The organism is Thalassospira permensis NBRC 106175, assembly GCF_000714555.1.
Classification (GTDB): Bacteria; Pseudomonadota; Alphaproteobacteria; order Rhodospirillales; family Thalassospiraceae; genus Thalassospira; species Thalassospira xiamenensis.
Window position 1 is genome coordinate 25,456 of the sequence record NZ_AUNC01000003.1, and the last position, 13,411, is coordinate 38,866.

Consider the following 13,411-nt stretch of genomic DNA (forward strand, 5'->3'; position numbering starts at 1 on the left):
CAGGGACACAAAACCGTCAATAGCGGGTGCGGGTCTCGGTTTTGCGTGTCGGGAGGCTGAAGACGCTTGTCAGGGCTTCAATAACCTGCAGAGGGAAAGAAAGTGGCCCCTGCAAGCGGAAAAGTCGGGGAGACATAATAAATACTCTCGGTTTGGCGCCTTTAAGCGAAATGCTCAGGCTTTCCAGAACGGCTTGGCTGCTTCGATACGGGCTTCATATACGTCCCAGCCAATGTCGCGCAGCAGATGGCTGTCCATCATCGCAAGCTTCTGGCGGAGAACATAACGTTTTGCCCACTGACGCGGCAGTTCCATAACATTTGCGGTGTTGTGGTGACGGCGGGTGGTGACAAAAGCACCGGCATCTTTGGTGATCGCGACCATGATCTTATTCCTTCAATCTATCGGCCAGCTCTCAGTTTGTATGCGGCCTGAATGTGTTTCGTTTTGCTAAACCCAGAGTTACGCCTAAAAACACTTGCGCTCAAACCATCTTTTGTCATCATTGCATGAGTTTTAATCATGCAAGATGATCGTCATGAAACGCCATCCATTACCGTTAAACGCGCTTCGTGCCTTTGAAGTGGCCGGTCGACTTGAAAGTTTCACCAAAGCTTCACATGAGCTTAATGTTACACAAGGGGCGGTCAGTCGACAGGTTCAGCACCTGGAGGATGTGCTGGGGCGGCAATTGTTCGAACGTCATCACCGCCGATTGAAACTGACCCGGCCGGGTCGGAACTTGCTGGCGTCCTTGACGGCGGCATTCGATTCGATCGAACTGGCGGTTTCGCGTATCGAAAACCGGCCTGATGACACCCAGCTTAAGGTCCTGTCGCCCTTGACATTTGCCATGCGCTGGATCGTGCCGCGTCTTGGCCGGTTTCAGATGGAACATCCTGACCTGCAGGTACAGCTTGGCACCTATAGTGACGATGCCGCCCCGGTTGATTTCAATGAAACCGATATTGCCATCCGTTTTGCTGATACGCCGGGCGACCAGCTGGTGCATGAATTTCTGACCGGGGAACGGCTTTTGCCGGTATGTCATCCCAATCTGGCAAAGCAGCTGAAAACACCGGAAGACTTTGGCGATGTGACCCTGCTGCATTGTTCGGCACAGCGTGAGGATTGGCGTATCTGGTTAAAGGGAACCGGGATTGAGGGCGTCGATCCGGACCGGGGACCTGTTTTTGCGACCCTTGATATGGCAATGGAGGCCGCGGCCAGCGGATTTGGTGCGGTAATTTCCGATCCGGCAATGATCGGGGAATATGTTGTGACCAATAGACTTATGGTGCCGTTCGATTTGCCGGTTGATAGTCCCTATGCCTATTCGCTGTGCTATCCCGAAGGAAGGTTGGAGCGGCGAAAAGTGAAGGCATTTCGCGATTGGTTGATGAGCGAAATCAAGATCGAGACAGGCAAGCGCAAGCTTGTGCAAAAAGAATCAGGAACGGAATGACAGTTTCAAGATGATGCCTTGAAATTGAACCATTTTATTCCTCATTATGAATATGTCATTTGGGCCAAATGGCTTTGTGGACGTAACGTCGGTGTAACCGGTCCCGTTTTCTTGGCGGGAATTGTCCGGAACGTTCCGATCATTGCGTCCGTAATGATGTCAGATGGTTCAATGATGCGTATTGGCCCTGCCGGGGTTCGGGCTTCGAGCCGGGCACATTTCAGGAATAAATATGACGCGGCAAGAAGGCGAGACGTGCATCGCACGGAAAAACGGGAGCCGGGGAACGTTTTCCCGTTATGTCGGGGGGATGCTTCTGGCGGTTGTGATCGGATTACCAATCGCAATGGCCGGTCCGGCAGCGGCACAGACAGGCGACAAGCCCGACATTACAGCGGCCCCGACAGTTCCGGTAGCAGAGGAACAGCTCAGTCCGCTAACCACTGTGTCACATGGCATATCGCTTTATGGTGATCTGAAATACGGTCCTGATTTTCGGCATTTCGATTACGTCAATCCGGATGCGCCCAAGGGCGGGACGCTGGTGCAAAGTTCCATCGTCTCGTTTGATACATTAAACCCCTTCACGCTTAAGGGGACGGCAGCAAGCGGCCTTGGGCTTATGTATGACAGTCTGATGGTGTCGAGTGCGGATGAGCCTTCGTCACTTTATGGTTTGATTGCGCGTAGCGTTGAATATCCGGTCGATCGATCCTTTGTTATTTTCCATCTAGATCCTCGGGCACGCTTTCAGGATGGCACTGATATCACCGCCGAAGACGTGGTGTTTTCATTCAATATCCTGATTGAAAAAGGCAGCCCGGTTTACCGGCAATATTACGCGCAGGTCGATAAAGTCGAAGCGCTTGACGATCTGACGGTGCGTTTTGATTTCAAGCCGGGCAATAATCGCGAATTGCCGATGATTGTTGCCGAACTTTCCATCATGCCAAAGCATTACTGGGAAGGGCGGGATTTTTCCAAGACGACCTTTGATCCTCCTGTCGGCAGTGGGGCCTATAAAATCAAGTCTTTCGAGGCCGGTCGCCAGATCACCTATGAACGGGTCAAGGATTACTGGGCGGCGGATTTGCCGGTCAATCGCGGCAGCAATAATTACGATACGCTGCGGTTTGATACCTATCTTGATCCCGATGTATCACGTCAGGCGTTCTTTGCCGGTGAATACATGATCAGAAGCGAACATTCATCGCGCGAATGGAGCACGGCATACAACACCCCGGCAATCCAGAACGGCCAGATCAGGAAGGAATTCCTGCCTGACAATCTGCCAAACGGTATGCAGGCCTATGTGTTTAACACACGCAAGCCCCTGTTTTCTGACATCCGTGTTCGGGAGGCGCTGCAATATGCGTTTGATTTCGAATGGCTGAACCGGGCGATGTTCTATGGCGCGTATAAGCGCAATGTCAGCTATTTCGCCAATTCGGAACTTGCGGCAACCGGCGTGCCGGAAGGCGAGGAGCTTGATATTCTGAAAGGATTCAGAAGTCAGCTGCCGCCCGAACTGTTCACCCAGCCGCCGCAATTGCCGAACTTTGATGCGCCCAATGGTCGACGCGAAGCATTGCGTCATTCGATGAAGCTTTTGCAGGAGGCGGGTTGGCAGTTGCGCAACATGCAACTGGTCAACAGCAAGACCGGCGAGCCGTTCCGGTTCGAGCTGATTATCCGCCAGCCAGGGCTTGAGAAAATCGCGCTGGTTCTTAAAGCCCGCCTGCGTCAGCTTGGCGTGACCATGGATATTCGCATGATTGATACCGGGCAGTGGGTCAATCGTATTCAGGCCTATGATTTCGATATGACGACTTTCTGGTGGACGCAAAGTCTTTCACCGGGGAACGAGCAGCGGTTTTTCTGGTCATCGCAGGCAGCAGATCAGCCGGGCAGCCGGAATTTTGCAGGTATCAAAAATCCGGTTATTGATGAACTGATCGATCTGGTTATCGAAGCAGACAGACGCGAAAGCCTTGTGCAGCGGGTACGCGCGCTTGATCGCGTGTTGCAGTGGGGATTTTACGTGATCCCGCAATATTATCTTGGCGGGGATCGGATGGCCTATTGGGATGTGTTCGGGCGACCTGAAGAGGTGCCGCTTAAGGGAACATCGGTCATGACATGGTGGATTGATCCCGAAAAGTCGCGGCAGCTTAAGAAGGGAGGGTACTAGGCCATGCTGAATTACATCCTGCGTCGTCTTTTGCTGATCCCGGTGACGCTGTTCGGGATTATGGTTCTGAACTTTGCAATCGTGCAATTCGCGCCGGGCGGCCCGGTCGAACAGATGATTGCCCAGTTACAGGGCACGGACGTTGCCGCTACCGCGCGCATCAGCAATCAGGGGGCTGATAGTGGGGGCGGCGGCGGTGCCAGCGGGGGAAACAATTTTTCCTCGACCTCGAACTACCGTGGGGCTCAGGGACTTGACCCCGAAATCATCACCCAGCTTGAAAAGCAGTTCGGGTTCGATAAACCGGCTTATGAACGTTTCTGGATGATGATGAAAAATTATCTGACGTTCGATTTCGGCCAAAGCTATTTTCAGGATCGCGATGTGGTCGATATCGTGATCGACAAGATGCCGGTCTCGATATCGCTTGGCCTTTGGTCGACATTGATCATCTATATCATTTCCGTGCCGCTTGGCGTTGCCAAGGCCGTGCGGGACGGATCGAATTTTGATGTCTGGTCATCGGCGGCGATCATTGTCGGTTATGCCATTCCGGGCTTTCTTTTTGCCGTAATGCTGATCGTGGTGTTTGCCGGTGGAACCTATTTCGATCTGTTCCCGTTAAGGGGGCTGACATCATCGAATTTTGATGAATTGTCGCTTTTGGGCAAGGTTGCGGACTATTTCTGGCATCTGGCATTGCCGATTACGGCATTGACCATTGGCGGATTCACTACACTTACGATGCTGACCAAAAACTCGTTTCTGGATGAAATCAACAAACAATATGTGGTGACCGCGCGGGCCAAGGGACTGACGGAAAAGCGGGTTCTGTACGGACATGTCTTCCGCAATGCGATGTTGCTGGTGATTGCCGGTTTTCCCAGTGCACTGATCGGGCTGCTGTTTACCGGCTCGGTTCTGATCGAAGTGATTTTCTCACTCGACGGACTTGGATTGCTGGGTTTTGAAGCCGTGATGAAGCGTGATTATCCGGTGATGTTTGCGACACTTTATCTGTTTACGTTGTTTGGTCTTGTTCTGAACCTGATCAGTGATCTCAGCTATCACCTGATTGATCCGCGGATCGACTTTGAAGCGCGGGAGAATTGATCATGAACAACATCATTCTTTCGCCGTTGAACAAGCGCCGGATCGCAAATTTCCGTTCCAACAAGCGCGGATACTGGTCGCTTGTGATTTTCACGATCCTGTTCGTCATCTGTCTGGTCGCAGAGGTGGTGGCCAATGACAAGCCGATCTTCGTCAAATATGACGATAACTGGTATATCCCGATCCTGTCAGACCACCCTGAAACCGTTTATGGCGGCGATTTTGACGTCGAGACGGATTTCTATGATCCCTATATCCTTGGCAAGATCGAGGAACACGGTTTTGCCATCTGGCCGCCGATACCGTTTTCTTACAATACCATCGATTTTGAAATGCGCGAGGCACAGCCAGCCCCGCCATCGTTCCGGCATTGGCTGGGAACAGATGATCTTGGGCGCGATGTTCTGGCGCGCCTGATTTACGGATTCCGGATTTCGATCCTGTTTGGCCTTGCCTTAACGGCGATCAGTTCGGTGATCGGGATCGCGGCTGGTGCGGTACAGGGCTATTTCGGTGGCTGGATTGACCTTGGTTTCCAGCGTGTGATCGAAATCTGGTCCGGATTGCCGCAGTTGTTCATCCTGATCATTCTGGCCAGCCTGTTTGCGCCCGGTTTCTGGACGCTTTTGTTCATTCTTGTGCTGTTTAGCTGGATGAGTTTGACGGGGCTTGTGCGTGCGGAATTCCTGCGTGCGCGCAATTTCGAATATGTTCGGGCCGCGCGCGCATTGGGCATGACCGATTATCGCATCATGTATCGCCATGTTCTGCCGAACGCGATGGTGGCAACGATTACGTTCCTGCCGTTTGTGTTGAACGGTTCGATCGTGGCCCTTACATCGCTTGATTTTCTGGGGCTGGGCATGCCGCCCGGATCGCCGTCGCTTGGCGAGTTGCTTGCGCAGGGTAAAAACAACCTTCAGGCACCGTGGCTTGGCATGACGGCGTTCTTTGCAATCGCGATTATGCTGAGTTTGCTGATCTTTATCGGCGAGGCGGTGCGCGATGCCTTTGATCCACGAAAAACCTTCTAGGGGAACGGTTATGACGACCAATCAATCGACACAGCCGCTTCTGGAAGTAAGGAATCTTTCGGCAAGTTTTGCCGGTGTCCCGGCGGTCAAAGGCGTTTCGTTTGCCATGAAGCGCGGGGAGACCATGGCGCTTGTGGGGGAAAGCGGATCGGGTAAATCGGTGACCGCACTTTCGATCCTGCAATTGCTCCCCTATCCGCGGGCCAGCCACCCGGGTGGTTCGATCTTGTTTGACGGGCAGGAAATGGTCGGAACGGATGCGAAAATCCTGCGAAACATCCGCGGCAACCGGATTGCAATGATTTTCCAGGAACCGATGACATCGTTAAACCCGCTGCACAATATCGAAAAGCAGATCGGCGAGGTGTTGCTGCTGCATAAGGGATTGCGCGGTGCCAAAGCACGGGCGCGTATTCTTGAACTGCTTGATCTGGTGGGTATTCCTGATCCGGCTTCGCGGCTTAAAGCATTGCCACATGAATTATCGGGTGGACAGCGCCAGCGCGTGATGATTGCCATGGCATTGGCAAATGAACCGGAATTGCTGATTGCCGACGAGCCAACCACGGCCCTTGATGTAACCATTCAGGCACAGATCCTTGAATTATTGAAGGATTTGCAGGCCAAGCTTGGCATGGGTTTGTTGCTGATTACCCATGATCTTCAGATCGTGCAGAAGATGGCCGATAATGTCTGCGTCATGAAGGATGGCGAGGTGGTTGAGCGCGGCACAGGCCGGGGGCTTTTTGACAATCCGCAGCATCCTTATACCCAAAAGCTTCTGGCGGCAGTGCCAAGTGGTAATGCCCCGCCATTGCCCGAAAATGCAAAGGAACTAATCCGAACCAATGAGATTCTGGTGCGGTTCCCGATTGGTAAGAAGGGGATTTTGGGGCGTCCGGAATATTACCTTGATGCCGTAGACCATATATCGCTTACCCTGAGGCAGGGCGAGACGCTGGGTATTGTCGGCGAAAGCGGATCGGGCAAAACGACACTGGCGATGGCGATCTTGCGGCTTTTGTCGTCCACTGGTGATATCTGGTTTGACGGTAAAGATGTGCGGCAGTTTTCCGGGGCGGATTTGCGGGCCCTGCGCCGCGACATGCAGGTGGTGTTTCAGGACCCGTTCGGATCCCTGAGCCCGAGGATGTCAATCAGCCAGATCGTGGGCGAAGGGCTTGAAATCCATCATCCGGAAATGTCGCGGCAGGAGCGTACCGAACGCATTGCCGAAGCCCTGCGCGAAGTTGATTTGCCGTTAAATGCGATGGACCGGTATCCACATGAATTTTCCGGCGGACAGCGCCAGCGTATTTCGATTGCGCGTGCACTTGTTTTAAAGCCGCGTTTCATGGTGCTTGATGAACCGACCTCGGCACTTGATATGTCTGTACAGGCGCAGATTGTTGATCTTTTGCGCGATCTTCAGGCGCGCCACAAGATGGCCTATCTGTTTATCAGCCATGACCTTCGGGTTGTGCGTGCGCTTTCGCATCGGGTAATGGTGATGCAGGGTGGGCGGCTTGTCGAAAGCGGAAATGCCGACGAAGTCTTTGAAAATCCGAAAGAATCCTATACAAAGGCTTTGTTGGCAGCAGCACTTGATTTGCGTGCTGCGGGGCTGGAGCTTGTGCAGAGCTGACCCCAAATCGGAACTTGACGGGACAATTGGCGTTCGTTGGGTATTGCGTAAAATTAATAACGGGCTGAAAGCAAACTGTTCATGACCGAACCGGCAAGAAAACCGAAGGCGTTCAGGAACTGCCTTTTCAAATCGCTTTTGGCGATGATGATCGGGATTGCGCTGTTTGGTCCGGATGCACAGGCATCGGGCGGTGGGCAAGAGGACGCAAAGCCGTCTGAAAGTGCCGAGCCAAAAGAACCGCAAATTCCGGAAACGGTGATCGAACCGGATTCAATTGCGCTTACCGTTGTTTTGCCCAAGAGCGGCGCGATCCGGCAAATGGTGTTCTATGTCTGGCTTGAAGCATCAAGTGTTGCTGATCGTGCGGTCATCGAGCAGGCAGAGCCAAAATTATTGAATGCGTTCCTGCGAGATCTGCAACGCATCATGTATCGCGATACCCAGAACCGATACGAGAAACTTGAAGCAGGCAAACGTGGTTTTGTCTATAACGGGCCGGAGCTGATTGCACCGCCACCGCCCAAAACGCCAGAAGAACTCGAAGCAGAAAAAGAAGCCGTAGAAGCGGCGAAAGAAAAGGGCGAGGAAATCAAATCCGAGCCACCGTTCTCTCCGTTCCGTCCAACAACCAATAGGTATTTTGCAGCACTTCAGAACCGGCTTCTGGCAACCGCACGCGGCATCGTGCCGCCAGAATCAATTCGTTCGGTTCAGGTGCGCAAATTTTATGATAACTGGCCCGGCGACAAGAAGCCGGGCCGCTAAGGTTATTTCGCCCGCCTAAAGGCATACCCGCCGATACCGTATCGGTAATTCAAAACAATTTCCTTCTCCTTACCCAAATGGTTTTTGTTCGGTGTGATCCATTGCCGGGGTACCTGTTTTCAGGATGCCTGATCGGCAGATGCCAGCAGTGCACAGAGTGCACTTGTATGGTGACATGGGCGTGATATTCCGTCTTGATTGACGTAATCCGGGGAATGTAATGTCGATTGAAACATGGCTCAGCTTTTGCGCACTTGTATCGCTTATGGTGGCAACGCCTGGGCCCAGTGTCCTGATCGGCATGTCGCATTCGTTACGTTATGGACCGCGCCCGACCATGATTACCGCCCTTGGTGATGTGACCGCAAACATGATCCAGATGGTGATTGCCGCGGTTGGCTTGGGGGCGTTGCTGGCGACATCGGTGACGGCGTTTGGCGTTGTCAAATGGTGCGGCGTCGCGTTCCTGATTGTCATCGGTCTGACGGCAATCCTGCGAAAACCCAAGGTATCAAGAAATGATAATGATACCGAAATAAAAATCAGAACAGGGTTTGAGCCGGTACGAAAACGTCGGTTGTTTAGCGAAGGTTTTCTGGTTGCAGCGGGTAACCCGAAAGCGATCGCGTTTTTTGGTGCATTATTCCCGCAGTTCATCGATCCTTCGGTGGACCTTTGGTCGCAATTGGTGATCCTTGGGATCACGTTTGTGATTTTTGATTACACATTCGTAATGATGTATGCGTTTGGTGCCGCAAGACTGATGCCATGGTTGTTGAAACGTGGTGGAAAAAACACGATTGGCCGGATCAGTGGCGGTGTTTTGATTGTTGCCGCCCTGCTTTTGTCCCTGATTGACATGCCTGAAAGCGTGGCGCGGACCCGCTAGGCCGAAAGTTGGATCGGGTATTATTTCTTGGCGTCAAAGCTGCGTGTTTTGGGCTCGTGACACAGGTGATTGTCAGTAACGTTTTGATATTAAACACTAAAAATATATTCTGTTTGACGAAATACAGAAGCTTCGAACAAACCAACTGGTCTGTTTGATACCTATTCTTACGTATGAGAAGGGAGAGTTTTAGCTTTAGGACAGATTTTCTGTCCCATTTCCCGACCTTTGATATTCAGACCAGCTATTGGCGACAGAATATCAATTCAATTTCGCCTGACCTACTGTCACGAGACCCGAACGTCATCGGATCAAGAGATCGATCTATTCGGTTTTCTTCCCCGCGGACACGATAATATCGCCAAATTCGCGCAGGAAGACAGAACCCTTCACAGTGCGCTGAATCAGAACGGAGCGACGATCATCTTCGTCGACCTTGCGTTTGACCATGCCCAGTGAACTGAGGCGATCAAGCGCACGTGTAATCGCCGGTTTGGAGATATTCAGGGCGTCGGAAAGGCCCCGAACGGTATGCGGGGCCGGGGTCAGATAAACAGTCAGCATAAGGGCCATCTGGCGAGCCGATAGGTCGGGAGAGTCCCGACGCACGCTTTCAACAATCGCGATACGCCAAAGGTCAAGCGCCTGAGACGGTTTGATCTCGATCGACATGCCTGTGCCCAACAATTAATTTGTTACGAATACGTAACCTGTCTACCTGACCCCTGCGCGGATGTCAAAGGTCTAATTGGGAAAATCGAAATGTTTACTTTCCGTAACGATCCGCAATGAGCTTGAAAGCGGCCCGGATTCCCTGGGCTTCGCCGCCTTCGGGACGTCCGGGACGTGCCGAAGGATTCCACGCCATCAGGTCGATATGGGCCCAGGCTTTTGCACCTTCGGCGAAGCGATCAAGGAACAGAGCCGCAATGATCGCACCGCCATAGGGCGAACCGGAAATGTTGTTCATGTCGGCTGCTTTGCTATCGAGCATCGGACGATAATCATCCCACAGCGGCAAGCGCCACATCGGATCATTCAGCGCCAGACCATTTTCCAGAAGGCCATTGGCAAGGTCGTCATTGTTGGAAAACAGTGCCGGCAGGCCAAGGCCCAGTGCAACACGTGCAGCCCCGGTCAGAGTTGCGAAATCAAGCAGGATTTCGGGATCCTCGGCCGCGGCTTCGGTCAGGGCATCGGAAAGAACCAGGCGACCTTCGGCATCGGTATTGCCAACTTCGACGGTGATGCCCTTCCTGGTCTGAAGGATGTCGCTTGGCCGGTATGCCTTGCCCGAAACCATGTTTTCAACAGCCGGGATCAGAACACGCAGGCGCACCGGAAGACCCGATGCCATGATCATACGGGCCAGACCAAGAACCTGTGCCGATCCCCCCATATCCTTTTTCATCAGAAGCATGTTGCTTGACGGTTTGAGGTCATAGCCGCCGGTGTCAAAGCAGACACCCTTGCCGACCAGTGTGACCTTGGGCGCGTTCTCATCACCCCAATGAAGATCAATCAGGCGGGGGGCACGATCGCTGCCTTTGCCAACCGTGTAGATCGCCGGGAAATTGCGTTTGTTCAGGTCTTCGCCAATGATGCTCGTCACCTTTGCGCCAAACTCCTCGCCAAGGCGACGTGCGGCGGCTTCGAGTTCTTCCGGCCCCATATCATTGGCCGGAATATTGATCAGGTCGCGTGCAAGTCCGATACCACGCGCGATATTTTCAGCACGTTTGGTCGCATCGTTTGACGGAATGGCAAATAGCGCACGTTTCGCGGTGCTGGCTTCTGACTTGCGGTAGCGATCAAAACGATACCCGCCAAGGTAAAGACCAAGAACGGCCTTTTCGCATATGGCATCATTTTTTGTAACATCATCTGTCAGGATATATTCCCCCGCGGGCAAGGCAGTCGGAAGTCCAGCAAAATCCCACTGGGTTTTGGCATCGTCGACATAGCTGATCACGATTGTCTGAATGGTACCCGCGTCACCGGCAAGGGCAAGATGGGTGCCGCGTTTGCCATCATAGCCGGACGAGGCAATCCATGCCTGATGAGCATCGGACTGTTTGCCGAGCCATTTTTTGAAATCGGATTCTTGAACTGCCGTGATGCGGACCGGGTTGGAGGGCTTTTCAGACGAGATAATGTGATCGAACAATTTGATACTTCCCTTGTGGTGACGTGTTGGCGAGAGTGGTGGGGCTCTTGAGCAGGCAGTCTGTTTAGGCCTGTTATTGCGAGATATGACTTCGATCTTACGGATGCCACCGTCAATCGGCAATCGCCCAAAAGAAAACCCCGCATCCGGAAATATAATTCGGGATGTGCTGGGTGACTGCGACATTGATTGGCAGACCTTGAATGATCATTTGCCGGATCGCCAAAACCGAGCACGGCCCGGTGACTGAACGGCCTTGAACCGGGTTTTGAATAGCCCGATAGTGTGTTGGCCGCCCCTTTTGGTTTGAATGAAGGATACCTTCCTATGGAAACGCGCCCCATTCTGTATATCGGTAATAAAAACTATTCTTCGTGGTCGCTTCGCGCGTGGCTGGGCCTGCGTGTGGCAGGGATCGATTTCGAGGAAAAGCTGATCCCGCTTTATAGCGAAGAATGGCATGCCAAGGCCGAAGTCGTCTCGCCGAGCAAAAAGGTCCCAGCACTTTTTGATGGCCGGAAAACCATTTGGGAAGCGTTGAGTATTCTGGAATATTTTGCCGACAGTCGACCTGATGCGATGTTGTGGCCGCTTGATCTTGATGTGAGGGCGATTGCGCGGTCTGTCTCGCTTGAAATGCATGGCGGGTTTGGTGCGATCCGCAGCAACATGCCGATGAACTTACGCAAAACATTGCCCGGGCGTGGCCGAAGCGAGATCGTCGAAAAAGAAATCGCGCGCATCTGCGAGATTTTCAAAACATGCCGCACGCAGTTTGGTCAGGGGGGAGACTTCCTTTTTGGGCATTTTTCGATTGCAGACGCGATGTTTGCGCCGGTGGTGACCCGGTTCAAAACTTATGACGTGTCGCTTGATCCCATCGGTAATGCCTATATGGAAACCATTCTTGGATTGCCTGAAATGGTGGAATGGTATCGCGACGCCATGGCCGAGGAATGGGTTGTTGCCGGTGGCGAACTTCCCGACGCATAGTTCGATACCTCAAAACAGGAGCATGCAATGGCCGGATTAACCGGCAGGCTTCCCGAAATCGATCCGCCAGGTGGTGACCCCGCACTTGACGATCTTCTGGTCAATGTCCGGGCCTGTCGGATATGCGAAAGTGCATTGCCCCTGGGCCCCAGACCTGTCGTGCGGATGGCGGCGGGTGCCAGAATCCTTGTGATCGGGCAGGCACCGGGGACGAAGGTGCATGAAACCGGGCTGCCGTGGAATGATGCATCGGGGGACCGGTTGCGCGATTGGCTGCAAATGCCGGTTGAGGATTTCTATGATCCGGGCAAGCTTGCCATCATGCCGATGGGATTTTGTTATCCCGGCCGGTTTGAACGTGGTGGTGATTTGCCACCGCGCCCCGAATGTGCACCGACATGGCATGATGCATTGCTAAAACATTTGCCCGATGTTGGATTAACACTTCTGATCGGGCAGTATGCGCAGGAACGTTATCTTGGCCCCCGCCGGGCAAAAAGCATGACCGAAACCGTACATCTATTTGCCGAGTATTTGCCAGACGGGCTACTGCCGATGCCGCATCCAAGCTGGCGCAATACCGGTTGGATCAAAAAGAACCCGTGGTTTGAAAGTGACCTTTTACCGGTGTTGCGAGAACGTGTGCATTGCCTTTTGAAATAAGGACTGCTTTGCGCCGTTCAATATTTGGCAAGTTTCCGATGTCATGGTCAAATGGGATCAAGCAAAAAGCAGGAGGTCACAATGAGCAAACTGGACAAAACCGCCATCGAAGCTGCGCTTGTTAAACTCGATGGCTGGAAACTGGCAGAAGACGGGTTATCAATCGGCAAGGTTTACATGTTCGGTGATTTCAATTCGGCATTTGGTTTCATGACGCGCATCGCGATACAGGCCGAAAAGATGGATCACCACCCGGAATGGTTCAATGTTTATAACAAGGTGGGGGTCACGCTGACAACTCACGACGCGGGTGGTGTTACGCAAAAAGACATCGATCTGGCGACTTTTGCCGAAACGGTTATCGCCCACTAGGTGCTGTGTCGGACGGTAGGGGCTGATCCTTGATCAAAGCTGGAAAATAAACGCCCTGCCATTGCGGGACTGGCAGGGCGTTTTTCGTGGCAGCGGTTCCCGTTTGGGGGG

General features: G+C 52.9%; 13 protein-coding genes. 10 read left to right on the forward strand and 3 right to left on the reverse strand.

The genetic code is table 11. The features are described 5' to 3' along the window. Positions 1–174: 174 nt before the first annotated feature. A complete protein-coding gene (locus SMB34_RS02910) occupies positions 175–384 on the reverse strand; it encodes a DUF1127 domain-containing protein (RefSeq protein WP_037987606.1) in 210 nt (69 codons plus the stop codon). 154 nt (positions 385–538) lie between these two features. Here SMB34_RS02910 and SMB34_RS02915 point away from each other — a divergent pair, with 154 nt between their 5' ends. The 7 genes from SMB34_RS02915 (at position 539) to SMB34_RS02945 (ending at position 9,105) form a co-directional block, all read left to right on the forward strand. Beyond that, positions 539–1,465, forward strand: coding sequence for a LysR substrate-binding domain-containing protein (locus SMB34_RS02915; RefSeq protein ID WP_037987665.1), 927 nt, complete (start codon positions 539–541; stop codon positions 1,463–1,465). Positions 1,466–1,697: 232 nt separating this feature from the next. Beyond that, positions 1,698–3,656 (forward strand): extracellular solute-binding protein, encoded by a 1,959-nt coding sequence (locus SMB34_RS02920; protein WP_051682092.1) that lies wholly within the window; start codon positions 1,698–1,700, stop codon positions 3,654–3,656. A 3-nt stretch (positions 3,657–3,659) separates the two neighbouring features. Further along, the gene (locus SMB34_RS02925) at positions 3,660–4,769 is read left to right on the forward strand and encodes a microcin C ABC transporter permease YejB (protein ID WP_007088780.1); all 1,110 of its coding nucleotides are present in this window, start codon (positions 3,660–3,662) and stop codon (positions 4,767–4,769) included. Between the two features lie 2 nt (positions 4,770–4,771). Beyond that, positions 4,772–5,803, forward strand: a complete 1,032-nt coding sequence (locus tag SMB34_RS02930; protein WP_037987608.1) for an ABC transporter permease — start codon at positions 4,772–4,774, stop codon at positions 5,801–5,803. A gap of 10 nt (positions 5,804–5,813) precedes the next feature. After that, complete coding sequence (locus tag SMB34_RS02935; RefSeq protein WP_007088782.1) at positions 5,814–7,448, forward strand: ABC transporter ATP-binding protein; 1,635 nt, start codon at positions 5,814–5,816, stop codon at positions 7,446–7,448. An 81-nt stretch (positions 7,449–7,529) separates the two neighbouring features. After that, the gene (locus SMB34_RS02940) at positions 7,530–8,216 is read left to right on the forward strand and encodes a hypothetical protein (RefSeq protein WP_037987609.1); all 687 of its coding nucleotides are present in this window, start codon (positions 7,530–7,532) and stop codon (positions 8,214–8,216) included. 220 nt (positions 8,217–8,436) lie between these two features. Further along, the gene (locus tag SMB34_RS02945; protein ID WP_037987610.1) at positions 8,437–9,105 is read left to right on the forward strand and encodes a LysE family translocator; all 669 of its coding nucleotides are present in this window, start codon (positions 8,437–8,439) and stop codon (positions 9,103–9,105) included. Positions 9,106–9,429: 324 nt separating this feature from the next. On the opposite strand, the gene SMB34_RS02950 is transcribed toward SMB34_RS02945, so the two are convergent. Both SMB34_RS02950 and SMB34_RS02955 read right to left on the reverse strand, forming a co-directional pair. Next, a complete protein-coding gene (locus tag SMB34_RS02950; protein ID WP_007088785.1) occupies positions 9,430–9,777 on the reverse strand; it encodes a MarR family winged helix-turn-helix transcriptional regulator in 348 nt (115 codons plus the stop codon). 94 nt (positions 9,778–9,871) lie between these two features. Beyond that, complete coding sequence (locus tag SMB34_RS02955; protein WP_037987611.1) at positions 9,872–11,272, reverse strand: leucyl aminopeptidase family protein; 1,401 nt, start codon at positions 11,270–11,272, stop codon at positions 9,872–9,874. Between the two features lie 327 nt (positions 11,273–11,599). On the opposite strand from SMB34_RS02955, the gene SMB34_RS02960 reads away from it, so the two are divergent. From SMB34_RS02960 to SMB34_RS02970, 3 genes are all read left to right on the forward strand, one after another. Then, positions 11,600–12,265 carry a glutathione S-transferase family protein gene (locus tag SMB34_RS02960; RefSeq protein WP_037987612.1) on the forward strand — a complete coding sequence of 222 codons (666 nt, stop codon included), beginning with the start codon at positions 11,600–11,602 and terminating at the stop codon, positions 12,263–12,265. 27 nt (positions 12,266–12,292) lie between these two features. Then, a complete protein-coding gene (locus SMB34_RS02965) occupies positions 12,293–12,928 on the forward strand; it encodes a uracil-DNA glycosylase family protein (RefSeq protein WP_007088788.1) in 636 nt (211 codons plus the stop codon). An 81-nt stretch (positions 12,929–13,009) separates the two neighbouring features. Continuing rightward, positions 13,010–13,300 (forward strand): 4a-hydroxytetrahydrobiopterin dehydratase, encoded by a 291-nt coding sequence (locus SMB34_RS02970; protein ID WP_007088789.1) that lies wholly within the window; start codon positions 13,010–13,012, stop codon positions 13,298–13,300. Positions 13,301–13,411: the final 111 nt, after the last annotated feature.